Here is a 24,138-nt window from a genome sequence, read left to right as displayed (position 1 = left end):
GTATGACGCATGGCGGGCAAAAAACTTTATAGGGACTATTTTAATATAGACCCCAAGTATTATGCGGCAGTAACCGCAGATTTGATTGAAAGTGGCATGGTAAGCTGGAAAAGTTTTTATCCTCACGATACTTTTGTGAAGCTGCTTGAAAAAACTCATACGGTATTGTCCGGTAAAGACCCTCGCTCTCTTTGGGTTGAAGGGGCATATGGCACTGGTAAGTCACATGCTGCACTTACTGTAAAATCTTTGCTGGACGCTACAGATGAAGAAGTAAAAGACTATTTTAATGACTACGGTTTAAGCCAAGATCTCTGTCAAAAGATTATCGCAGATAAGAATGATGGTCTGCTTATTACCATCCATAGAATAGGTTCGGGTTCTATTCGCTCCGATCAGGATTTGATTCTTGCAGTTCAGGACAGTATTATGTCTGCCTTGGAGAAGAATGGTATCACTAACCGTGGCGAAGCATCTCTGCGTGTTGCGGCACTCAAATGGTTAGAGAAAAAAGCAAATCGTGACTATTTCAATACTTTGATTGCAGAGGAACAGTATGCATGGACTTTTGGCGGTAATGATGTAGACGCTGTTATTGATCGCCTGCAAAATGGCACACCGGCACAAATTGCCAAGACAATGAGAGACATTATTACCGTTGCAGAAGACAATGGTATTACTGCTTTACGTCTAGATATTCAAGGTATGGCAAACTGGATTAAGAATATTATTTCTGAGAACCAGATTAAGGCTATCCTGTTTGTTTGGGATGAATTTACCGAGTTCTTCCAGAACAATCCAAACTCCCTTACTGGTTTCCAGACTTTGGCTGAAATCAGCCTTTCCCATCCTTTTTATTTTATGATTGTGTCTCACGAAAGTAGAAGCCTATTCTTGAATGCTGAAACAGCAAAGAAGATTCTTGACCGTTTCGTACCTCCTGTAAAAATCGAATTGCCTGAAAACATGGCATTCCGTTTGATGGCACAGGCGATGAAAACTACTCAGGATGTAATGCTTAAGAGTGAATGGGAAGAATATAAAGGCGAATTAACTGATGATTTGGCTAGCGTATGTAGCTACATTACCTCCAGCATAAAAAGCACGTCTACTCTTGGGCAAAAGACAGTGCTGTCCGAACAGGAATTGAAAGCCATCGTGCCGATTCATCCTTATGCTGCTTTGTTGTTGAAGCACCTATCTGTTGCTTTTAGCTCTAACCAAAGAAGTATGTTTGACTTCATTATCAGCAATGATATGACAGACGCAAAAGCATTCAAATGGTTTATCAACAATTACGGTCCTCTAGATAGACCAAATCTGTTGACGATTGATATGCTATGGGACTTCTTCTATGGAAAGGGACAGAATGGATTGAATGACGATGTCCGTGTCATTTTGGACTCTTATAGTTTGCTGCGTTCTGATAAGATGACACCTGATGAACAACAGGTACTGAAAACCGTACTGCTTTTGCAGGCAATTTCTCTCCGCATTAGCGATGTAGAACTTCTGAAACCTAACGAACAGAATGTTGACCTTGCTTTCTCCGGTACAGGTTGGTCAAAAGGTAAGGCACGTTCTATTGCTGAAAAGCTCGTTCGTGATGGAATACTCTTTAAGCGTACTGTCGGTGGTGGTAAGTCTGAATACACCATTGCCAATAGCACAGGTGATGCAGCAACAATTAAAAAGCTGAAAGATACCGTAATTAGAGAAACCAAAACCCAGGATCTGATTACCAATGCGGATTTAATTGATGCAATTACACTGCCTCCTGCAATCAGCGGTAGATACATTCTTAATGGTGCTGCTTATGGTAATTTCACACCGGCTGTAGCTAAACTTACCGCAACATCTCATTCAAATCGTTTCTCTGTTCTTGTGACTTTTGCTCTGAATGACGATGAAGCAGCACAAGTAAAGAGCCAAATTATTAGTGGAATCAAGGCGGGAAAGCATGACATTATCTATGTCGATGCAAGTCTTTCTCCTATGGGCAAAGACCTGTTTGAGCAGTATGTGGAAAGTATGGCGTATAGCCGTTATTATGCACAGAATGATAAGCATCGTGCTGGTGAGTTCCAAAAGCAGGCAGTAAATTGCCTAGCTGATTGGAAAAATAAGATTGCCAGCGGCGCATTTATGTTGTACAGCACAGATTATCCAAGTGGAAAGCGATTAGCAAATATCACCGCTTTGCAGGATGAGTTTAGCCTGATTAATCATCAGAAATATTATTATGGTCTTGAGAATTATGATGTAAAGCGTGATCTGTTTGTTGGTAGCGCACTTGCCCAGGGGGCAGAGTGTGGTGCGACGCAAACCTTAAAACAAACTTTCAAAGAGCCAAAATTGGAAACTGCTCTTGCTGGTGCATGGGGTGTGGAAAACTATTGGGAAGATCCAACTAAGCGTAGCTTGACTATTGTTCAGATTAAGATAAAGGTCGAGGAGTTAATTAGGAAGGGCTTCGATTCGCCTTCTGGTCGTGTCTGCATTTCAGATATCTACGGTGAACTGGAGCAAGCACCTTTTGGATTTAGGGCTACTAACCTTACAGCCTTTGTGATGGGATTTGTTCTAAAAGAATATGCAACTGCGGACTATTTCTGGAGCAATGGTTCCACCAGCGAAAGTATGTCTGTTGACAAGATGAAGATGGCGATTGCTAACGCCATGAAACAGACAGTGTCCCCTAGCAGGAACTATAAGCCGGAATACATTGTTGAAATGAGTGCAGAACAGCGTTCCTTCTTGAAATGTACTTCTGAAGTATTTCGTATTCCTATGACTCAGTGCGGTTCAATCGAGAGTGCGAGAGATCAGGTGCGAATTAGTATGAAAAAGCTCTCGTTTCCGATTTGGTCTGTAAAGTCCATTCTAGAAACTGTAGAGACTCGTACGCCTACGACAATAATCGCTACAGTAATTGATGATTATTGTGGTATTGCTAATACCGCAAACAGCTCCAAGGCTTCTGAAAGTGATCTTGCTGATTCAATCGGTCGCTTGGTTATCCAAAACACTTTTATTACCGAAGATCTTACTCGTTTGCTTACAAACGATATGTGTAGAAAGGGTATGTTGGCATACATTGATGCATACCAGAACGGTGTTTTGAAAATTCTTGCAGCTCAGATTGGTGATGGTGGGGAATATCTCGATCAGGTAAAACAAAAGTTCAATGCAGATGCTGCAAACTGGGTTTGGAATACCGAGACGGCAAACGATAAGATTAATGATGTAATTTTAGACTATCGTATTATCGCTGAAAGCGCAAAAAGTATTCCTGCTTGTTCTAGTATTAGAGATGTTGTTAGTGGTTGGAATAATCGTACAAATAACATTAAAATCGCCTTTGAAGCACTTAAAAAATATACTGGCGATTTGACTCTTTTCCTCGAAGAGCTGTATCGTATGAAGAAGACAAATTCTTTGTCTGATCAGAACAAAGAGCATTTTTACTCTCTCTTGGTTTCACAGAGAGATGCATTTGATGAGTTTTACAGTGATCAAATTCCTTATTTCAGAACTGTCGCTGAGATTTTTGTTGATGGAATGGACACCGATGACATTCTCAAACTGTATCAGGACATTCCTGCGGGACAGTTTACAAAGTCCTCTACCGAGTACATGACTTATATTGAGAGCGCTGTTAAGGAATTTCTTCAGAATCAGGCTAAAAAGCGCTTGAAAGATTTATGGTTGGAAAAAACTGGAACAAAAAATCCTCGTGATTGGTCTGCAAGATATGACACTCCTATTCTCTGTATGCTTGATGATGAGGAGCGTCCTGAAGGCAAGGAAATCTTTGCAATTATGATGGAGAACTCTCCTTCTGAGGTATCCATTAACCGTGCTATTGCATATTTGAATCGTGTAACCTATTTTGACAAACTTTCTAATAGCGAACTCAGAGATAAATGCTTTATGAGTCGGGTTGTTGGTGATTATGCTCTGATGCTGGATGATGCTCAAACAGTCCGTGAATATCTTGTTGCCCATGTAACTGTACACCAGTATGACTGGATGGACAACTCTACCGTGCAAAACCAGATTAGAATGCTTGCAGAAAAGAAATATAAGACTGGTGGTAGCGAAAAGGTTTGGTCTGTTGTCGAAAAAATGGATGCAACAGAACTTCGTCGCTATTTGAAAGACTTGATTACTGACAATGTTAAGGTAGGTATCGAAATACTTAAAAATAAGTAAGGAGGGCGTTGATGTACTGCAAGACTGTAAATGAATGCTTTCAAGAAATAAATGCATATTGTGCTGGCGAATCTTGGGGACAACCTTTATTAGTTAATACGGAAAACTTTAATGATTTTCAGACCGTTCTTCAACGCTTGGAAGCTGATGCCAATAAACAGTGCGTATTTGTTTCTCAGTTTACACAGAAAAATGGCTTACCGATAATTGATGATGCTATTGCAAAGATAGTCGGAAAGGATACCTTTGTATTGGTGGGGACATCTCAAGCAGTTATGCTCAGAAATGAAACAGCTGTAGATGCACTTGTTGATGAATTACTCGGGTTAAGTATCTCCGGTCATGCGATTGTTTTGTTGAGCCATTGTAAAAAGTTCATTGATCGATATTTGCAGAGAGATCTTCGTTATGACCGTCGAGTTATTCTCGTGGCGGGGAGTCCATCTCCTCTTCCTCAGATAAAACTGACTGACAACGAAGCGGTGTGTGTGGGTTTCAAGCCTCTGAATGGAATCCAGGGATTATTAAAATACATGGAGAAAATGGATGATAATAGGCTTCAGGCTCATCCAACCCTGACGGTGCTGACTAATTTCAAGACCACACTTTTCAGACAGTCCTTATACTCTGTCTCTGAAAGTACAGGGATCTATGATGCTATCTGTCAAAAGTATCCGGACTTAACTCTTACTAAAAACAATTATGGAACACAGGAACAATGGAGTTGGCTGCTAGAAGTAATGAAAGATGTCGATACTTTCTCTGCATTTGTATGTTCTCACTTTGGAGCAACGACTAACTTAATTGCCCATCTGGATAGCGTACTTGAAAGTGACGACAAAAATATGCTTTGGCTTTTATGGCTTGCTATGCAAGTGTTTGGTGTTGGTACAAATAAGTATGTTGCTCGTATTATTTCTCATGCTGACTCTGTAGATGTGTTTGAGCGTTCTTTATATAATGAACTTCTTGATATTAAATATGACGATCCATTGTTTGATATATATTATGCAGAGAGAAAGAGAATTCTTGATAATATTCCTGAGAATCTGCCTTATATCGACGATTATTGTGATCAGATTGGTAAGTATGAGAAGTATGCAGTCCGCTATTTGACTTCAACAAGCGAAAGGGAACGATATGAACTTGTAAGATGTCTGTCTATTTATGATTATAGCGAAGAAGAAGTTTCAGAGATTCTCAAAAATGGTTTCCCTGATATTTACTGTTATATGCAACCTTTTACTTTTGACGTGCTTAACACCAAATTGCCTGATGCAGATAGTCCTTTGCGGAAAGAGCTGACAGATTACTTCATACAGTATAAACAGCAGAAGTTAACCAATCGTATTTATGACGATTTTATCACCAAGGTGGATAATCATGCGGTTGATAGACCTTTTATGAAATTGCAGCCAAGAAGCAGTATCGTTTCTAAGCTGGATAAGAATAAAACAGGGTTCTTCTTTTTTGATGCTTTAGGTGTCGAATATCTCGCTTTTATTCAAAGTAAATGCGAAAGATATGGTTTGGTTTTTGAGGTCTCTGTTGGGCGCTGTGAACTACCTTCTATTACTTCGGAAAACAAGGAGTTTGAGAACACTTGCCCGAATGTAAAGAAGATTTCTGATTTAGATGAGTTGAAGCATCACAGCATGATATACGATTATGAAACATGCCCTTATCCGATCCATTTGTTCCGAGAACTCGAAATTATTGATACTGAACTGAGACGAATTCAGACTCAGCTCGCACAGGGAACTATTGAAAAAGCGGTGATTCTCTCCGACCATGGTGCAAGTCGTTTGGCTGTACTGTACGGAAAAGAATCTACATCTAATATCGAACTTAGCGAAAAAGGTGTCCATAGTGGAAGATGTTGTAAAATAGACGATGACCCAAATCTTCCCCAGGCATCTTATGAAGATGGCTATGCAGTTCTTGCCAACTACGAAAGATTCAAAGGAAGCCGTGCTGCAAACTTGGAAGTACATGGTGGTGCCACATTGGAAGAAGTTCTTGTTCCAGTTATTACATTGGTTAGAAAGCCTGACAATATTACCTATTGTTTTGTTGAGCCTGTGATTAAGTATAAGATGGGACAAGATGCAAAAATCACGCTGTTTTCCAATATGTCGATGAAACAACCTCGTATTCAGGTGAATGGCATTTTCTATAATGGTACATTTGTAGGAGATAAGAAACACGCAGAATTCGTTATGCCTGAACTAAAGCGTACAAATTCCTATGAAGCTTTCGTTTATGATGGTGACAAGAATGTTGGTGTAACACTCAGTTTCAGAATTGAACGAGCCACTAAACAAAAGAATCTATTTGGACTATAAATAAGATTGGAGGGGATTCTTAGTGGATGAATTTGCCGTAAAGATAGGTACAACAACCGATAATTGTCTTAATTCTGAGAAAAAACAAGGGGGTTATAAAGAGGGAAACGAAGATTTTATCAATCGTCTGAAAGATGCTTTTGATACAATGGTGGTGTTTAAAGACCTTCAACAAAATAATTTTATTTCTTCTTTTAAGCTTCCGTCTTTTATGCGAGACTATGTAATAAAAAATTTTCAGGATGATGACGGTGAGGTTGATGTAGACGGAGCAACAGATTTTATCAGAACTTATATTCCTAAAAAGGAAGACTGGAAAAATTTAAAAAATAGAATTATTAACAATAATGAAACGATTAAAATTTTGGCAAAAGTATGCGTCGAAATAGATATTCGTACAGGAGATATTTCGTTTTCTCTTCCGGATTTTGGTCTTGGATATAAAGACACAACTATTCCTCGAGATGTTTGGGACGCTTGTAGTGTCAATCTATTGAAAGCAGAAGAAAACTGGGGGATTATAGAACTTGGTTATCAGTATCCATATGATTCTAAAACACCAGGAAAGATTAAATTAATAGATTTTATAGATTTTTGTCCGTATGAAACTGACCTCGAAGAATATAAAACTGCACGTGAAAGCTTTTCTTTGGATGAGTGGCTTGATATTGTTCTTTCTGCTGTTGATTATAATCCTGCTGGATACGAGAATAGGGCTCAAAAGTTATCAGTTATTCAGCGGTTGTTACCGTTCGTAGAAAAAAACCTGAATTTGATTGAGCTTGCTCCTCCAGGTACTGGAAAATCATATTTATTCGGTCAAATTAGTCGTTACGGGTGGCTCGTTTCGGGAAAAGTTACACGTGCTAAATTAATTTACGATATTGGCAAAAAGGCAGATGGTATTGTAGCCTATAAAGATTTCGTTGCATTAGATGAAATTCGAGAAGCAGATTATATGAAAGATACTGAGCTTCATTCTGCTCTTCAACAGATTATGGAGAACAGGAAGTATAATGCCCCCGATGGACATGAAGTAAATGTTGATGCTGGCATCGTGTTCTTGGGTAATATCTCTGGTAGTGCAATGGATGAATATAGTAATATGTTTTTAGAACTGCCTGAGCCATTCCACAGAGTTCCTTTTTTAGACCGTATACATGGTTTCATCAAGGGATGGGATTTGCCAAGAATGAATGATGATTTGAAAGCATTTGGTTGGGCATTGAATTCTGAGTATTTTTCGAGTATTATGCATGAATTAAGAGATGATCCCTCATACCGAGCGATTGTTGATGCTCTTATCGATATGCCGCCTAAAGCAGATACTCGTGATACGGAAGCAATTAAGAGAATCTGTACCGCATACCTGAAGCTGCTATTCCCGCATGTTCGCAGACCTCAGGACATTACTTCTCGTGATTTTAATCGTTACTGTTTACAGCCTGCAATGGATATGCGAGCAATTATTCGTATTCAAATGGGTATTGTTGATGAAAAAGAAGCAGGCAAGACGGTTCCGAGCTTTTCTGTAATTGATGCGTAAGGTAAAAAAAATATCTTGTGTTTCTTGCGGGAAGGAAGCACTTGAAAAGGACGAAATTGGAATTAACAAGAAACTATTAGGGGAACAGGTAGAAACCTTTTACTGTATGGATTGTCTTGCTGATTATCTTGGAGTATCGGTTGAGGATATTTTGGATAAGATTGAAGAGTTCAAGGATCAAGGTTGCAAACTGTTTGAGTGATAATTATGAAAGTGTACGTGGATCATGCAGCAACAACACCATTAGATATAGATGCATTTAATGCGATGAAGCCATTCCTTCTTAATGATTTTGGAAATGCTTCACAACAATATTCCTTTGCACGGACAGCAAAAGCTGCATTGAAAGCTGCTCGTGTAACAATAGCAAAATGTATTAATGCAGAACCTGAGGAGATCTATTTTACATCAGGTGGAACAGAAAGCGATAACTGGGCTATCAAATCTACCGCCTTCGCTTTCGGAAATCACCGAGCAATAATTACATCTCAGATTGAACACCATGCAATTCTCCGCTCATGCCATGCTGTGGAGCGTATGGGGATTCCAGTGTTTTATTTACCGGTAGATTCAAGTGGTGTTGTCCAACCAGATATCTTGTCAGAGTACATTGATGATAGCACAAAAATGGTATCTATCATGTATGCCAACAATGAAATAGGAACCATACAGCCGATTAAGAAATTGTGTGAGATCACTCATTCCAAAGGAGCATTATTTCACACAGATGCAGTGCAAGCGGTTGGACACATCCCGATTGATGTGAAAGAACTTGATATAGATATGCTTTCCGCCTCGGCTCACAAGTTTAATGGTCCCAAGGGTATTGGCTTTCTGTATATAAAGAAAGGAACTCAGATTGCTCCTTATGCAGATGGCGGTGCACAAGAATTTGGAATGAGAGCCGGTACAGAAAATATCGCATCCATTGTTGCAATGGCTGTAGCATTAGAAAAGAATTGCAATAGGATGAAATCAGTTAGTGACCATCTGATAGGATTGGAAAAGTTGATGACATCTTTGTTGAAGAAAGCCGAGTTAGATTTTATTAAAAATGGAAGTCCCAAAAAAATTCCAGGAAATATAAGCCTTTCTTTCAAAAATGCTGAAGGAGAAATGCTCTTACATAGACTTGATTTAATGGGAATAAGCGTCTCTACAGGTTCTGCTTGCGATAGTAAGAATACGCAGATTTCTCATGTTTTGGAAGCTGTTCATGTATCAGAGAACTATGCCAAAGGAACAATACGAATTTCCTTGGGATATGAGAACACTGAAGAAGAAATATTCTATATTGTGCAGTCTTTAATGAAAATTCTGAAACGCTAATCTATGTAGTATAGGCTTTTAACAGGGTGCGGCGAATAGATTGACGGCACTGCTGCCCCCCCCAATAATGCCGTTAAACCGCCGATAAACTGCCGGAAAATGTAAGGATGTATTGGGAGATATCGGAAAAGAGGACGGGCTTGCAGGTGCATTTCACTGAAAGCAGATTGGTGACAATAGTTCCAATAACGCCACATGTAGCATTGATGGTGTTAAAAAGCAGACCTATCCAGTGTGCTGGTGTGGTCTGCTTTTTAAGTCCTGAAGCATTTTAAATTTTACCGTCATATTCCGAAATGAGTTCTTCCATCAGATATTCATCGCTCATGCAATGCAGATTGGATACCCTTTCACTGATTAGGCGATAGGTAACCGAATGATAGAAGCAGTCCAGAGCGTCATTTAAAGAAAGTTTTTGCCTTTCGGAAAAACGTTCAACGATTCGAGCGTATTTCTTTTGCAGTAAAACAGGATTAGCGGTCATATCGGTCGGTCTTCGGGGCAATACGGTCAACACAATGCTGTTTTCCTTTATAACAGCGATAATATCATCAACAATATAGTCTTTGCTCTGCGTATGTAGCATTTCATACTCTGGTATGATGTAACCGGACAGTATATTGTTTTCTTCGGTCAGCATCTTATATGTTTCTTCAGCATTTTTTTGAGCCGGATTGCAATATTCTCAATACAGAACACAGCAAATTCCAGCTCTTTCAGGTTCTTAATTTTAACATCTTCTAAAATGGCACTAATCCATCCGTTATTCATATTCAAAACGGGAACTATCATCATAGGCTCCCAAATCTTCTTTCAAAAAATCAGATTTCCGGATATACATGGAATCTACCCGTTTTCCTTTTTCGTGGAGCAAACTGAATTTGTAGTCCAGCAATGCAGCCGGTACAAAAAGCCGTTGGGCTGTTTCAAAGAAAGAGTATTCGGATAGATTTTCCAGGACTTCGTTATCGTCAAGAAGAAGTTCAGCAGCAAAGAAATTGGCTTCATCTTCTTCCAGGGAACTGCCGTCCAATACTTCCATTTCCTGAAAACCTTTCATCATGGCGATTTTGGTATGAAGCACTGCGTGTCCCAATTCATGAGCGATCAAGATGCGCTCCAGCACTTCATTGACGTTGCTGTCAATCACAATATTCTTTTGTCTTGACTGATAGAAGAAAAATCCCTTTAATTTCTTTTCCATGTTATAGAAATGAATTTTTATCCCTAAAGCCCGACAAAGCTCATAGGGATCTTTGGTATCATATTTCTTTACCAGCTTTTCGACTGCTTCAATAATATGTGCTGCGGTTCTCACTTGCTTCACCTCCAAATCGAGCACAGAACCCATTATGATAAACGAGAAAAGATGCTGTCAGGCATCATTCTGTTTTTCTATGCTTTCTGTACTTTTTCGGAGTGAATTTTTCTCTGGCATTCTTTTTGGAGTCCATATACACCGACATAAGAGCCTGGAAAAATACATCTTTGGCTTCTTCGTCCAGATCGCCGCCGGCAAACAGTGAACTTACACGTCCCAATACTTCCTGAGCTTCCTTTGCACCTTTTGAGCCGAATTTCTCCCGTGCTTCAGCAATGAATAAGTCCTCTTCTCTATGGATCTGAGTATTAGATTCCTGGTCGTCCAAAAGGTACGAAACAGAAATATTCAGTGCTTCAGCCAGTTTTCTGATGTTGCTTTTACGAGGGATTGTTCCGAGCTGTTCGTAGGTATAGAGAGAGCGTTCAGAGATACCTGTCATCTGAGCAAGCTCCGTCTGAGAAAGATTCATTGCCAATCGAGCTGCCTTTATTTTTTCGCCAAATGTCATTTCCGATCCATCCTTTCTAAAAATTTTTCGTAACTTCCGATTAACCATTGACAAACTTCCGAAAATCAGTATAATAGGAATTAATTAAAGAAGTTTAACTTCGATATAATTGTATATCAGAAGTTACAGGAAGTCAAGAACTTCCGATGAAAACTTCTGATTATACGCTCCGTAGTATAAGCAGAGCGAGTGATAAATGGTTATTTTGCCCATGATCCGGCATTTTCTTTCCCTTTGGCTGAAAATGGGCTTAGAAAGGATATAGTACATATGGTATAGATTTGAAAGGAGATTGCTATGAGTAGAAATAGTACACAGGCGTTACATAATATACGAATGCTGTGCCGGATACAGCAAGTGGATGAAAAGATTCTGTATGAACGGTCCCGACTGATTCTGTCGATTTATCGGGATGTTTGCTGGTCAGCAATCGGACGAGCTGAAGAAGTTCATGAAGATTTGATTTATAATTGCAGTTCCGGCTTGGATGGTGCTCTTGTCTATCTGGAAACTTTTGCTCCTGACGAAGCAAGAGAACGATTTGAAGAACGAATCCGCAGCCTGTTTGAAACGAGATGGCTTATTGAACTGGTGGATAATGCGATGGGACGAGTCAGGGATTACCCTTGCCGGGGAGATTTGTATTGTGTAATCCTGTCCAAATGTTATATGAGCCGATTCAAATATAAAGAAGCAGAAATGCTGGAAATTATGAATATGGAACGGAGTACCTATTACGACCGTAAAAAAGAAGCAGTTTTACTGTTTGGTTTATCTCTTTGGGGAAATTCGATTCCCATGTTGAAACAGCTTTTGCTGGATACAGAAAATGAGGAAAACGATATGGGATTATAAAAAAGTCCGATGAAAGTCCGACAAAATCCCGATGGTTTCCCTACTGAAAGTCCGACTTGATAGATGCTAAGATTGGTATGCTGGGAGATCGCAGCATACGAAACTGAATAAATACGTTTGCCTCGTGCCAATGCGGTACGGGGCTTTTTTGATGCCGTCTTCCAGACATTTGCATGAAAGAGAACCAGAGATTTCCTCCGGTTCTTTTTTTGCGCCGTCAAGGAGGAAACGGTATGTATTTTGACCCGAAAGAATGCGGAAGAAGAATTGCAAAATTGAGAAAAGAAAGAGGACTGACACAGGAACAGCTAGCGGAAAAGCTGAATATCAGCACCAGCAATCTTGGAAAGCTCGAAAGAGGATTGCAGGGTCTGTCTATCGACTTGCTGGTTGAGATCAGATGCTTCTTTGATGTTTCGACAGACTACATATTACTTGGAGAAGAGATTCAGCGTCAGGAAATAGTTGCAGATATAGATGCTGTTATTGCCAAGATGATTGCTCTGAAGCATAAAGTCTGAAAATCCACCGTACCACGGTGGGTGAACCGCCGTACAAGGTCATAAAAAGTTGAGTTCAGAACAGGTACAATGTAGATACAGCCAAGGAAAACGGCTGGATGTACCTTGAAAACAGAATACTCACTCATCAAACACGTTCCTGTTGCCGGTGCGAAAGCATCAGCCACATCAGCAATACGCCAGGACGATTTCGATCAGAAACACAGAGTCACTTATTTTGTCTGTTCATTCTGAGGGTCAGAGCGAGAACTATTGGCTTGTAAATATCGGATTGCTTCCGGTACGGCAATGAAAGCAACAGGTATAATGATACTTCTGCCCAGCCACAGCCTTGTGAAAACAAGATCACGCAATGGGGGCAGCCCGGTGAGAACCACGGGGAGGTTGGATTCCTATGGAGCTGGTCAGCAGCCAGCCGTTTGATGACTTCCCGGCAAGATACAGCTCTTGCCGCCCAGGGGTGTCGAGGACAAATATGGGAGCGAACGCAAATAAAGGGAACCGTGCATTTGACTGCCGGTTCCCTGTACATAGTAATTTTTATCGTTTATAGACCACAAAATTATTTTTGGCGGATTTTATCGACTATAAATTTATTTCCGGTAAAGGAGGAGCTGCAGGTGATGAAACAAAATTGGAAGTACCGCAGAGGTGATCTTTACATGGCAGACCTGTCCCCTGTATGTGGCTCAGAGCAAGGCGGTGTCCGTCCGGTGATCGTGATTCAGAACAACACCGGAAACCACTATTCTCCGACTTTGATCGTGGCTGCTATCACAGCCCAAAAAGAGAAAAAGGCAGGTCAGCCGACCCATTATCTGCTCCGGGACAATCCGGCGCTCTCCCGTTCTTCGGTAGTGCTGCTGGAACAGCTCCGAACGATTGATAAGCATAGAATCGAGCGATATTTGGGAAAGATAGATCAAACAGAAATGCAGAAAATAGATTCTGCACTGCTTGCCAGCCTGGGTTTGAAAAAGTATCTCATCTGTGAAAACAATGGGCAGAACTTTTAAAGGCTCTGCCTATTCTTTTGCAGATGATGTTTTCTGAATAGTTCAGGAAATTTCTGGCAATAATGATGAAGTAAGGTGGTGAAAGGTAAATGGAAAAAGAAAATGAAAACATCAGTCAGCTGGTAGACATCAGAGATGTAAAAATTGACCGTTCTCTGCCCAGTGAAGAACGGATTAAATCTTTCATTGAGCAGATCAAAAATCCGTATCAGTTTAAAGTGGGCGATACGGTAGTGAAAGTATCCTTTGCGAATACGCAGAACACCATTACAGATAATTTTATCAATATGATTGCCACAATGTAGAGCATTTTATGGAAGAAATTGGCGGGTTACTTTTGAGGTGACAAACTGGATTTCCACATTGAAATATGGTACGATTGCAGTGGACAAAAATCAGCGGAACTCCGGTTTGTTTTCGGCTTCTAAACGAAAATCAGACAGGAGTGGCGAACTATGCAAAAATTTATAGACATGACTTATCATGCCGCCATCTACCTGAGATTATCGAAGGAAGATGGCGACTTTTCTCAATTAGGAGAAAAGAAAGAAAGTAACAGTATTGCAAATCAGCGTAAGCTGATTAAAGACTATTTGAAACATCACCCGGAAATCATTCTGACACAGGAGTTTTGTGATGATGGATTTACCGGTGCAAATTTTGACCGCCCGGATTTCCAGCGAATGATTGAGCTGGTCAAAAAGAAGGAAATTGACTGTATTATCGTCAAAGACCTTTCCCGATTCGGTCGAGATTACATTGAGTCAGGAAAATACATTGAGAAGATTTTTCCGGCTCTCGGAATCCGTTTTATCGCAATCAATGACAACTACGATTCCGCAGCAAACCAGCAGGCAGGAAATGAAATTATCCTTCCGTTTAAGAACCTGATCAATGATTCCTACAGCCGTGATATTTCCATCAAAGTCCGTTCCAACCTGGACATCAAAAGACGGAACGGTGAATTTGTCGGCAATCATGCGATATATGGGTATCAGCGGTCAGAGGAAAACAAGAATCAGCTGGTCATCGACAAAACCGCAGCTCCCGTTGTGGAGAGCATTTTCCGGATGAAGATTGACGGATTCAGTCCGGCACAGATAGCTGACCGGCTGAATCAGGATGGAGTTCTTTCTCCATATGAATATAAAAGGCACTGCGGTTCCAGGTATCAGTCCGGATTCCGCAAGCAGGCTCGGACAGTCTGGAGTCCGGTAGCAATCTACCGGATTTTGAAAAACGAGATGTACACAGGGACTTTGGTACAGGGTAAGACCACAACTCCGAATCATAAGGTCAAAGTTCGCAGTACAAAGGATGAATCGGAGTGGGTGCGGGTAGAAAACGCTCATGAAGCGATTATTCCACCGGCAACTTTCGATATGGTTCAGAAACTGATGCTGGAGGACAGCAGAAGCCCTGTTGGAGGGGAAGCCGTCCATTTGTTTTCCGGAAAAGTTTTCTGTGCCGACTGCCACAGCTCCATGATCCGGAGAAAAACAAAATCGCATGGAAAAGAGTATGTGTATTTTATCTGTGGAGCCAACAAGCAGAATAAAGAGATATGCTCTCCTCACAGAATCACGGAACAGGCAGTCTATGATACGGTGCTGGCAGTGATCCAGTCGCAGGTGTCACTGGCGCTGGATTTGGAATCCGCCTTAAAAGAACTGGACGGCATTTCCTGGGAACGTCGTGAACTGGAACGGATTGAACGGGGAATTGCCCGACAGGAAGAAGTCATTGAGTACAACAAGAAGATGAAGGCGATGGTTTACGAAGACTTCAAGATGGAAGTCATCACGCTGGATGAGTATAAAATCTTAAAAGCGGACTGTGACCAGAAAATCCAGGATGCAAATGATTCGATTGCCCATTTGATTGGCAATCGGAATAAGGTAAATTCCGGTCTGACCGGACAGCAGAGCTGGCTTTCTCAGTTCCGGAAATATCAGAACATTCAGGAACTGACCCGCAGAGTGGTGATTCATTTTGTGGAACGGATTGAGATTACAGCGGACAAACAGATTTCGCTTACGCTGAACCACGCAGACCAGTTCCAGGCGATACTGGAATTTTTGGAAGAATATCAGGGACAGCAGAAAAATGTACAGCCTGTGGAAAAGGAGGTGGGATAATTGGCAAGAGTTGCAAAACGCCGGGAACGGCAGGGTGTTCAGCTCCAAAAGGCTGAATCCGGCATCAAAGTTTATCAGACAGCGATTTATGCTCGATTATCCCGTGAAGATAACTTAAGCAATTCTGATTCCATTGAAAACCAGATTGCGTTGCTGGAGCGATACATTGACGCCCGACCTTATCTTCAGCTGGCTGATATTTTTGCAGATAACGGATTTACCGGTACAGATTTTGAACGACCGGAATGGCAGCGTCTGATGGAAGCGGTTCAACAGAGGAAAATCAACTGCATTATCGTAAAAGACCTGTCCCGTCTGGGCAGAAACTACATCGAAACCGGCGAGTTTCTGGAAAAAATCTGTCCGTTCTTCGATATCCGCTTCATTGCGGTCAATGACAATTTTGATACGGATACAGCGGAAGCCAACGGGCAGCTCTCAGTGTCGCTGTCGAACATTATCAACGATTATTATGCCAAAGATATTTCCCGAAAAGTAACATCGGCTTTGCGGAGCAAGATGGAAAAGGGAGAATATATCGGCTCATGGGAAAAATACGGGTATGTGAAATCACCGGAGAACAAAAATCAGCTGATCGTGAATCCGGAAACTGCACCGGTAGTCAGGATGATTTATCAGTGGCGTTCCGAAGGCATGAGCTATATGGGAATCAATAAAAAGCTCAATGATATGGGAATCCCTTCTCCTGGTCAGTACAAGGCAGACCGGGGGATTGTCACCAACAATAATCAGAAGCCCCGGAAGATTCTCTGGAACAAGCACATGGTAACGGACATCCTGAAGGATATTACTTATCTGGGGCATCTGGCACAGCGGAAAACAACGCAGTGTTTATATGCTGGGATTCCGTTCAGCCGTACAGAAGAACAGGACTGGATACTGGTTGAAAATACGCACGAAGCGATTATTGAGCCGGAGCTGTTTGAAAAGGTACAGGCGATCAACGAGAAAGCTGCGGCGGCACAGAAGGCAAACAGAGGGAAATATGACCACCTTCCCAAAGCAAAAAACATTTACGGGAAGAAATTTACCTGTGCGGACTGCGGCTCCGTGATGAAGCTGGTACGTTCCTTCAGCACCAATAAAGATAAGGTATATTTTACCTTTAAGTGTCCGGCTCATGAAGAGCATGGAGCAAGAGCCTGCACTGCCAAACGGATGCGGAAAGCCGATGTGGACAAAGCGGTGCTCAGCAGCATCAAGGCACAGTTCGAGCTGTTTCTGGACTGCCGGGAAGCACTGGACAGCCTGCTGAAAGCCAAAGAGAAACAGGTGAAAAAGGCTGGAAAGTCAGACCAGGCGAAGGAACTGAAAAAACAACTGGAGAAAAAGAAGTCTGTTTTTTCCGGGCTGTACCGTGACTTGCGGGAAGGACTTATCGACGATCAGGACTATGCACAGACCCGTGAAATCCTGATGGAGGACATCAGCCGCCTGGAAAAACAGATTGAAGAACTGAAATTTTCAAAGGCAGAATATGAGGAGCCGCTTCAGGAAGCAAAAATCTGGGAAGCGCTGATTGAAAAGTACGCTCATGCCGAGGAAATCAGTGAAGAACTGGCAGATGCCATGATTGAATCCATGCAGATGAACGGGGATAATTCCCTGAGCATCCAGTTCAGGTACATGGACAGCTTCCAGGCAGTTCTGGATACTGTCAAAATACTCAGGAAGGAGGTTGCGTAGGATGAAAAAGTGTATTGCGGTTTATCTTCGTCTTTCACTGGAAGATGTGGATAAACGGACAAATCAGGCAAAGGATGAAAGCAACAGTATTGCCGCCCAGCGTCAGCTGATCCAGCGGCACATTGCCCTGAATCCCTACCTTTCCGGATTGCCACAGATGGAATTCTGCGACGATGGTTTTTCGGGTACGAACTTCCAGCGACCGGACTTCCAGAGGATGATTGACCTGATCCGGGACGGAAAGATTCAGATTGTGATTGTCAAAGACCTTTCCCGTTTCGGACGTGACTACCTGGAAGTTGGCGATTATCTGGAACACATCTTCCCGTTTCTGGGAGTCCGGATGATTTCCATCAATGACCACTACGACAGTGAACAGAATCTCGGTAATACCGCTGGGATGGACGTCGCCTTCAGAAATTTGATTTACGACTACTACAGCAAAGACCTTTCCAAAAAGGTAAAAACGGCAATGCGGGTGAAGCAGAGGGATGGCGGTTACGTCTCCTGCTGTCTGTATGGGTACAGGGTACTGCCGCAGGAAAAACACAAAATGGTCATTGACCCTGAAACCGCACCTATTGTTCGGAGAGTGTTTGAGGAAATTATTGCAGGTAAATCCACAAGTCAGGTGGCAAGAGAACTGAATGCGGAAGGCGTTCCGACACCGCTTGAGTATAAGGGGGTTCGGAGAAAAAATCAGTCTGACAAAAAACCTCTCTGGACACATCAGCGGATTCTTGAAATGCTGAGGAACATCAAGTACACCGGCTGTATGGTCAACCACACCCGTGAGAGCAGGAAAATCAGGGACAAAGCTCAGTACAGGGTTCCAAAAGAAGAATGGATCATCCATGAGAACGCTCATGAAGCCATTGTTTCGATGGAAGAATTTGAAGCGGCGAAAGATGCTTTGCGGAAAGTTCGTCCCTATAAAAAGAAAACAGAACGGGATGTTTACCCGTTTTACTGTGCTCACTGCGGCAGAAAGCTTCAGAAAACCTTCGGGAATGATGTGCATTTCTACTGTGCAACACCTTATTGGAATGAGGAAGAACATTCCTGCAAAGAAGTCCGCTGGGATAAAACAAGGATTGAAGAAGTGGTTCTGGAAGCACTGAAAGCACAGATCGCCATGATGACCGTTCAGTCCCGTGGAAAATCCAAAGCGGTTCAGCCAAAGGGGACAATGCTCAGACAGAAGCTGAAAATACTGACAGGCGAGTTGAAGTCCGGCGACAGTCAGAAGGTTCAGAGCTATTTGGATTACCGGGAAGGTCGCATTACCAGAGAAGATTTTATTGCACTCCGGGCACAGCGTGAACAGCGTGCCAGGGAGCTGCAAGAGGAAATTGCCCGAACCGAAGCGGAGTACCAGGAATATCTGGACGCTGAGGAACAGGCAAAAAAAGAAAGAGCGATTACCAGGAAAACGGATTCCCTGGATGAAGAATCGCTTCGGGAAATCATGTACGATGCAGTCAAGAGAGTGAATTTTGTGGACGGTCAGAACATTGAAATCGTCTGGAAATTCGATGACCTTTTTCGTACAGCATAGGAACTGATTTCATGGATTTTGCGGAAAATTACGGCTTTTAGCCTTATAATCACACAATGGGTACCGCAAAAAATGAGTTTTTTCGACTTCCTCGAAAGCCCGAAAATGCCCATTTTATCAGGGTTTTCGAGGATGCCGAAAAATTTTTTTGCACTTACTTGACACAATCAGATGATCTGGGAAGAGTGGTGGTCCCAAAGGAGATCCGGCGGACACTCAGGATCCGGGAGGGAGATCCGCTGGAGATCTTTACCGACAGGGAGGGCGAGATCATCCTGAAGAAATATTCGCCCATCGGAGAACTCTCGGCGTTTGCCGGCCAGTATGCGGAAAGTCTGGCCCAGACGGCGGGGTGTCTGGCGTGCATCTGCGATATGGATCAGGTGGTGGCCGCCTCCGGTGCAGGGAAAAAAGACCTGGCGGACAAATACATCAGCAGCCAGCTGGGAAAGATCTTAAGTGAGCGGACAGCGGTGATGTTTCCGGATCAGGAACATACCGGCGTGCGGATCGTCAGCGAACAGGAACAGGAGTATGCAGGAGGGATCATCCATCCTGTCATCTGCGAAGGAGATGTGATCGGAGGCGTGATCCTTCTTGCCAGGGATGAGAAGAAACGGCTCACCGCTGCGGAGCAGAAGATGGCTTCCTGCGCAGCGGATTTTCTCGGACGCCAGATGGAGCAGTAAATCGCTTGCATAAATCAAATGCTTTCGTCATACCTTGTGATAGACAAGGAGGGACGAGGGATGGAAAAGAGGATACGACGAGACACAAAGATCTTATGGATCCTGAAGGGGCTTCTGACGGCTTATGTGGTAACAGGCATCCTGCTCCTTTTGCTGGCCATGGCTCTGTACCGGCTGGAATTAAATGAAAAAAGCGTATCTGCGGCTGTAACCGCGATCTATGTGCTGTCTACGCTGGCCGGCGGGATCGTGATCGGAAAACTGGCAAAAGTCCGCCGCTTCCTGTGGGGGCTTTTGCTGGGAGGAGGATATTTTCTGCTTCTTGTACTGATCACACTGGGAGTTTATCATACGCTGAGCGGGGACGTCATACATCTGGCCGCCGCCTGTATCCTTTGTATGGGAGGCGGCATGGCGGGAGCAATGATATCATAAAAAATCCATTGCGTAATCAGGCTTTAGATGGTATAATGACGTAAGTTAAGGAAAAACAAGGAGGAATGTGCTATGAAACACGTGAAAACATTAAATACACAGACCATGAACAACAATCTGAAAAAGAGCGGATGCGGCGAGTGCCAGACATCCTGCCAGTCTGCATGCAAGACATCCTGTACAGTAGGAAATCAGACCTGCGAGCAGAAGAAATAAGCAGTTCATGGGAGTCCGAACAGGATACCAAAATGCGCGGGAACGCACAGCGTGAATGAGAGTCTGGGAAGCCAGGCTCTCTTATGTTGTTCCCGGAGACAAAATACGAGAGAACAGGAAGGGGTATCACCTTGATTCATCAATATAAAAACAATGGATACAATATCGTGCTGGACGTATGCAGCGGAGCCGTTCATGTGCTGGACGACCTGTGCTATGACGTGCTGGAGGTCCTTCTTACAGAGGAGCCGGGAAAAGACTATACGGCAGAGGAACTGGAAAGCGCCGGGGTACAGGCGCTTGTACAGGAAAAGCTTGCGGGCCGTTACCCGGAAGAAGAACTTTCGGACGCGCTTGGCGATCTGGCAGAACTTACTAGAGCCGGCCAGCTCTTTGTGCCGGATACATATGAATGTATGGTCGGAGAAGTCAAGAAGCGCAAAACGGTAGTAAAGGCGTTGTGCCTTCATATTGCCCATGACTGCAATCTGGCCTGCAAATACTGCTTTGCGGAAGAAGGCGAATATCATGGACGCCGTGCGTTGATGAGTTATGAAGTGGGGAAAAAGGCGCTGGATTTCCTGATCAGAAATTCCGGAAACCGCCGCAACCTGGAAGTGGACTTCTTTGGCGGGGAACCGCTGATGAACTGGCAGGTTGTGAAAGATCTGGTGGCATACGGAAGAGAACAGGAGAAGCTCCACGATAAACATTTCCGCTTTACCGTTACCACCAACGGAGTGCTTTTAAATGACGAGATCCAGGAGTTTATTAATAAAGAAATGGATAATGTGGTCTTAAGTCTGGATGGAAGGAAAGAGGTTAATGACCGCATGCGTCCTTTCCGGAACGGAAAAGGCAGCTACGACCTGATCGTGCCCAAGTTCCAGAAGCTGGCCGAAAGCCGGGATCAGGAGCGTTATTATGTACGCGGGACCTTTACCAGAAACAACCTGGACTTTTCCGAGGATATCCTGCATTTCGCGGACCTTGGATTTAAACAGATGTCCATCGAACCGGTGGTGGGAGACGAATCCGATCCTTACGCCATCCGGAAGGAAGATCTTCCGAAGATCTGCGAAGAGTATGATAAACTGGCAAAGATCATGATCCAGAGAGAAAAGGAAGGGAAAGGTTTTAATTTCTTCCATTTTATGATAGACTTAGACGGTGGGCCGTGCTTGGCAAAACGGCTTTCCGGATGCGGATCCGGAACCGAGTACCTGGCAGTGACCCCGTGGGGGGATCTGTATCCCTGCCATCAGTTCGTGGGACAGGAAGAGTTCCTGATGGGAAATGTGGACGAAGGGATCGTGAAGCCTGAGATTGCGGATGATTTCAGAAGCTGCAACGTCTACTCCAAAGAAAAGTGCAGAAACTGTTTTGCAAAATTCTACTGCAGCGGCGGATGCATGGCAAATGCCTATCATTTCCATGGAACCATTCATGATACTTACGATATCGGCTGTGAGATGCAGCGCAAACGTGTGGAGTGCGCCATTATGATCAAGGCCGCGCTGGCAGACGCAGCGTCCGCACAGGAAAACGAAGAAAGGAAGTAAAGAAAGATGAACAAGAAGAAGGGAATCATCAGCCTGATCCTGATCGCTGTGGTGATGGTCCTTCTGGGCTTCACGACGGCCGTAGGTTTCGGAAAGACCGGAACCGGAGCCATGAAAAATATCAAGCTTGGACTGGACCTTGCAGGAGGCGTCAGCATTACCTATCAGGTAGAAGATAAAAATCCTTCGGCAGAAGAGATGAGCGACACCATCTATAAACTGCAGCTGCGTGTTGAGCAGTACAGTACAGAGGCGAGCGTCTATCAGGAAGGCGACGACCGGATCAACATCGAGATTCCTGGCGTATCCGATGCCAACGCCATCCTGGACGAGCTTGGAAAACCGGGCTCCCTGGAATTCCAGACCTCAGACGGAGAGTCTGTGATCACAGGAGCGGACGTAAAGACCGCCAGTGTACAGTCCGGCCAGGACGATATGGGAAATGCCGAGTATTCGGTAGAACTGGTATTAAATGAAGAAGGAACCAAAAAGTTTGCAGATGCGACGGAGGCGAACATCGGACAGCCGATCTCCATCATCTATGACGGAGAAACCATCAGCAGCCCGACGGTACAGTCTGCGATCACAGGAGGAACTGCTTACATTACCGGCAACTTCACCTATGAAGAGGCGGAAAACCTTGCTTCCACCATCCGGATCGGCGGTCTGCAGTTAGAGCTTACCGAGCTCCGCTCCAATGTGGTGGGCGCGCAGCTTGGCGAGGAGGCCATCAGCACCAGCCTTTTAGCCGGAGCGATTGGCTTTGCGATCGTATTTTTCTTTATGATCTTTGTATATTATCTGCCGGGACTGGCATCCGGGATCGCGCTCTTTATCTACATTGAGCTGGTTCTTGTGATCCTGAATGCGTTTAATGTAACGCTGACCCTGCCCGGTATTGCCGGTATTGTCTTAAGTATCGGTATGGCGGTGGACGCCAATGTCATCATCTTTGCCCGTGTGCGTGAAGAGATGGCAAGAGGAAAGAGTGTGAAAAACTCCCTGAAGACCGGCTTCCAGAAAGCCATGTCTGCCATCGTGGACGGAAATGTGACCACGCTGATCGCGGCGGCTGTGCTGTGGTTCAGGGGATCCGGTACAGTCAAGGGCTTTGCCCAGACGCTGGCTATCGGTATCATCGTGTCCATGTTTACCGCTCTGGTCATCACCAGACTGATCATTTTCGCGTTCTATGCGCTGGGATTAAAGAAAGAGAACCTGTATTACCATGAGAAAAAGGAACGGGCGCCGTTCAATTTCCTGAAGAGAAAGAAATATTTCTTTACCCTGTCCATAGCCATCATGGTGATCGGACTTGGCATTATGGGATTCAACCAGTCCCAGGGAAAAGGATTCTTTGCTTACGGTCTGGAGTTTGAAGGCGGAACTTCCACTACCGTAGACTTTGGAAAAGATTATTCCATCAAGGAGATCGATCAGGAGATCGTTCCTGTTGTAGAGGAAGTAACCGGAGACCACAATGTACAGACCCAGAAGGTGGAGGGAACCAATCAGGTGATCATTAAGACTGTGACTCTGGATCTTGACGAGCGTGAGGCATTAAACCAGGCGCTGGCAGAGAACTTCCAGGTGGATCCGGCGACGATCACCGCGGAGAACATCAGCTCTACGGTCAGCAGCGAGATGCGCCATGACGCGATCATTGCGGTTCTTACTGCAGCAGTCTTTATGCTGCTTTATATCTGGCTGCGGTTTAAAGATCTCCGGTTTGCCACCAGCGCAGTGCTGGCTCTGCTCCACGACGTGGTCGTTGTAATCTTATTCTATGCAGTGTCCAGGATCGCCATCGGCAATACCTTTATTGCCTGCATCCTGACCATCGTCGGATACTCCATTAACGCGACGATCGTTATTTTCGACCGTATCCGTGAGGAACTGCACTATAAGACCAGAACCACCGATATGGAAGCGCTGGTGAACAGGAGTATCAATGAGACGCTGACCCGAAGCATTTACACCAACCTGACAACCTTTGTCATGGTAGCGGTATTGTATGTGCTGGGCGTAAGCTCCATTAAAGAATTTGCCCTGCCTCTGATGGTAGGTATCGTCTGGGGAGCCTATTCTTCCGTATGCATTACCGGAGCCCTCTGGTATGTGATGAAGACGAAGATCGGTGCAAAGAAATAGCAATGCTTATCAGAAACGGCTAT

General features: G+C 43.7%; 19 protein-coding genes. 16 read left to right on the top strand and 3 right to left on the bottom strand.

The features are described from left to right. The first annotated feature begins 9 nt into the window (after positions 1-9). The 4 genes from H6A13_RS00265 (at position 10) to H6A13_RS00250 (ending at position 9,435) form a co-directional block, all read left to right on the top strand. Positions 10-4,215, top strand: coding sequence for a hypothetical protein (locus tag H6A13_RS00265; RefSeq protein ID WP_204907614.1), 4,206 nt, complete (start codon positions 10-12; stop codon positions 4,213-4,215). An 11-nt stretch (positions 4,216-4,226) separates the two neighbouring features. After that, positions 4,227-6,560: a BREX-4 system phosphatase PglZ gene (pglZ, locus tag H6A13_RS00260; protein ID WP_204907613.1), complete on the top strand. Its 2,334-nt coding sequence runs from the start codon at positions 4,227-4,229 to the stop codon at positions 6,558-6,560. 22 nt (positions 6,561-6,582) lie between these two features. Next, positions 6,583-8,106, top strand: a complete 1,524-nt coding sequence (gene brxL, locus H6A13_RS00255) for a BREX system Lon protease-like protein BrxL (RefSeq protein ID WP_204907612.1) — start codon at positions 6,583-6,585, stop codon at positions 8,104-8,106. A gap of 219 nt (positions 8,107-8,325) precedes the next feature. Continuing rightward, on the top strand, positions 8,326-9,435 hold the full coding sequence (locus H6A13_RS00250) for a cysteine desulfurase family protein (RefSeq protein WP_338042967.1): 1,110 nt from the start codon (positions 8,326-8,328) through the stop codon (positions 9,433-9,435). A 271-nt stretch (positions 9,436-9,706) separates the two neighbouring features. Here H6A13_RS00250 and H6A13_RS13465 read toward each other — a convergent pair whose 3' ends face one another. The 3 genes from H6A13_RS13465 to H6A13_RS00230 form a co-directional block, all read right to left on the bottom strand. After that, entirely contained in the window at positions 9,707-10,075 is a 369-nt protein-coding gene (locus H6A13_RS13465; RefSeq protein ID WP_338042966.1) for a DUF3791 domain-containing protein, read from the bottom strand. A gap of 123 nt (positions 10,076-10,198) precedes the next feature. Continuing rightward, positions 10,199-10,753 carry an ImmA/IrrE family metallo-endopeptidase gene (locus tag H6A13_RS00235; protein ID WP_204907610.1) on the bottom strand — a complete coding sequence of 185 codons (555 nt, stop codon included), beginning with the start codon at positions 10,751-10,753 and terminating at the stop codon, positions 10,199-10,201. A gap of 64 nt (positions 10,754-10,817) precedes the next feature. Next, entirely contained in the window at positions 10,818-11,267 is a 450-nt protein-coding gene (locus tag H6A13_RS00230) for a helix-turn-helix domain-containing protein (RefSeq protein WP_204907609.1), read from the bottom strand. A gap of 297 nt (positions 11,268-11,564) precedes the next feature. Here H6A13_RS00230 and H6A13_RS00225 point away from each other — a divergent pair, with 297 nt between their 5' ends. From H6A13_RS00225 to secD, 12 genes are all read left to right on the top strand, one after another. After that, a complete protein-coding gene (locus H6A13_RS00225; RefSeq protein WP_204907608.1) occupies positions 11,565-12,122 on the top strand; it encodes a hypothetical protein in 558 nt (185 codons plus the stop codon). A 233-nt stretch (positions 12,123-12,355) separates the two neighbouring features. Further along, entirely contained in the window at positions 12,356-12,643 is a 288-nt protein-coding gene (locus H6A13_RS00220; RefSeq protein ID WP_204907607.1) for a helix-turn-helix domain-containing protein, read from the top strand. A 623-nt stretch (positions 12,644-13,266) separates the two neighbouring features. Beyond that, a complete protein-coding gene (locus tag H6A13_RS00215) occupies positions 13,267-13,659 on the top strand; it encodes a type II toxin-antitoxin system PemK/MazF family toxin (protein ID WP_204907685.1) in 393 nt (130 codons plus the stop codon). Between the two features lie 89 nt (positions 13,660-13,748). Beyond that, positions 13,749-13,964 carry a DUF6870 family protein gene (locus H6A13_RS00210; RefSeq protein ID WP_204907606.1) on the top strand — a complete coding sequence of 72 codons (216 nt, stop codon included), beginning with the start codon at positions 13,749-13,751 and terminating at the stop codon, positions 13,962-13,964. Between the two features lie 150 nt (positions 13,965-14,114). Then, a complete protein-coding gene (locus H6A13_RS00205; protein ID WP_204907605.1) occupies positions 14,115-15,797 on the top strand; it encodes a recombinase family protein in 1,683 nt (560 codons plus the stop codon). After that, on the top strand, positions 15,798-17,504 hold the full coding sequence (locus tag H6A13_RS00200) for a recombinase family protein (RefSeq protein WP_204907604.1): 1,707 nt from the start codon (positions 15,798-15,800) through the stop codon (positions 17,502-17,504). 1 nt (position 17,505) lies between these two features. Then, the gene (locus H6A13_RS00195) at positions 17,506-19,062 is read left to right on the top strand and encodes a recombinase family protein (protein WP_204907603.1); all 1,557 of its coding nucleotides are present in this window, start codon (positions 17,506-17,508) and stop codon (positions 19,060-19,062) included. A 185-nt stretch (positions 19,063-19,247) separates the two neighbouring features. After that, positions 19,248-19,751 carry a stage V sporulation T C-terminal domain-containing protein gene (locus H6A13_RS00190; protein WP_420827208.1) on the top strand — a complete coding sequence of 168 codons (504 nt, stop codon included), beginning with the start codon at positions 19,248-19,250 and terminating at the stop codon, positions 19,749-19,751. Positions 19,752-19,811: 60 nt separating this feature from the next. Then, entirely contained in the window at positions 19,812-20,186 is a 375-nt protein-coding gene (locus H6A13_RS00185) for a TIGR04086 family membrane protein (RefSeq protein ID WP_204907601.1), read from the top strand. Between the two features lie 72 nt (positions 20,187-20,258). Next, the gene (scfA, locus tag H6A13_RS00180) at positions 20,259-20,402 is read left to right on the top strand and encodes a six-cysteine ranthipeptide SCIFF (RefSeq protein ID WP_101694638.1); all 144 of its coding nucleotides are present in this window, start codon (positions 20,259-20,261) and stop codon (positions 20,400-20,402) included. A gap of 131 nt (positions 20,403-20,533) precedes the next feature. Beyond that, positions 20,534-21,964, top strand: coding sequence for a thioether cross-link-forming SCIFF peptide maturase (gene scfB / locus H6A13_RS00175; RefSeq protein WP_204907600.1), 1,431 nt, complete (start codon positions 20,534-20,536; stop codon positions 21,962-21,964). Between the two features lie 6 nt (positions 21,965-21,970). Next, positions 21,971-24,115, top strand: a complete 2,145-nt coding sequence (secD, locus tag H6A13_RS00170; RefSeq protein ID WP_204907599.1) for a protein translocase subunit SecD — start codon at positions 21,971-21,973, stop codon at positions 24,113-24,115. The last annotated feature ends 23 nt before the right edge of the window (positions 24,116-24,138 follow it).

Origin of the sequence: Mordavella massiliensis (genome assembly GCF_016902415.1) — a bacterium.
Taxonomy (GTDB): domain Bacteria; phylum Bacillota; class Clostridia; order Lachnospirales; family Lachnospiraceae; genus Merdimonas; species Merdimonas faecigallinarum.
The sequence above is the reverse complement of the archived record's forward strand: the minus strand, read 5'-3'. Positions and strand labels throughout refer to the sequence as shown.

What these genes read in the sequence shown, in the direction of transcription:
- H6A13_RS00265 (WP_204907614.1), top strand. Translation starts at nt 10, where the DNA reads ATGGCGGGCAAAAAACTTTATAGGGACTATTTTAATATAGACCCCAAG.
- pglZ (WP_204907613.1), top strand. Translation starts at nt 4,227, where the DNA reads ATGTACTGCAAGACTGTAAATGAATGCTTTCAAGAAATAAATGCATAT.
- H6A13_RS13465 (WP_338042966.1), bottom strand. Translation starts at nt 10,075, where the DNA reads ATGCTGACCGAAGAAAACAATATACTGTCCGGTTACATCATACCAGAG.
- H6A13_RS00230 (WP_204907609.1), bottom strand. Translation starts at nt 11,267, where the DNA reads ATGACATTTGGCGAAAAAATAAAGGCAGCTCGATTGGCAATGAATCTT.
- H6A13_RS00225 (WP_204907608.1), top strand. Translation starts at nt 11,565, where the DNA reads ATGAGTAGAAATAGTACACAGGCGTTACATAATATACGAATGCTGTGC.
- H6A13_RS00220 (WP_204907607.1), top strand. Translation starts at nt 12,356, where the DNA reads ATGTATTTTGACCCGAAAGAATGCGGAAGAAGAATTGCAAAATTGAGA.
- H6A13_RS00215 (WP_204907685.1), top strand. Translation starts at nt 13,267, where the DNA reads ATGAAACAAAATTGGAAGTACCGCAGAGGTGATCTTTACATGGCAGAC.
- H6A13_RS00210 (WP_204907606.1), top strand. Translation starts at nt 13,749, where the DNA reads ATGGAAAAAGAAAATGAAAACATCAGTCAGCTGGTAGACATCAGAGAT.
- H6A13_RS00205 (WP_204907605.1), top strand. Translation starts at nt 14,115, where the DNA reads ATGCAAAAATTTATAGACATGACTTATCATGCCGCCATCTACCTGAGA.
- H6A13_RS00195 (WP_204907603.1), top strand. Translation starts at nt 17,506, where the DNA reads ATGAAAAAGTGTATTGCGGTTTATCTTCGTCTTTCACTGGAAGATGTG.
- H6A13_RS00185 (WP_204907601.1), top strand. Translation starts at nt 19,812, where the DNA reads ATGGAAAAGAGGATACGACGAGACACAAAGATCTTATGGATCCTGAAG.
- scfA (WP_101694638.1), top strand. Translation starts at nt 20,259, where the DNA reads ATGAAACACGTGAAAACATTAAATACACAGACCATGAACAACAATCTG.
- secD (WP_204907599.1), top strand. Translation starts at nt 21,971, where the DNA reads ATGAACAAGAAGAAGGGAATCATCAGCCTGATCCTGATCGCTGTGGTG.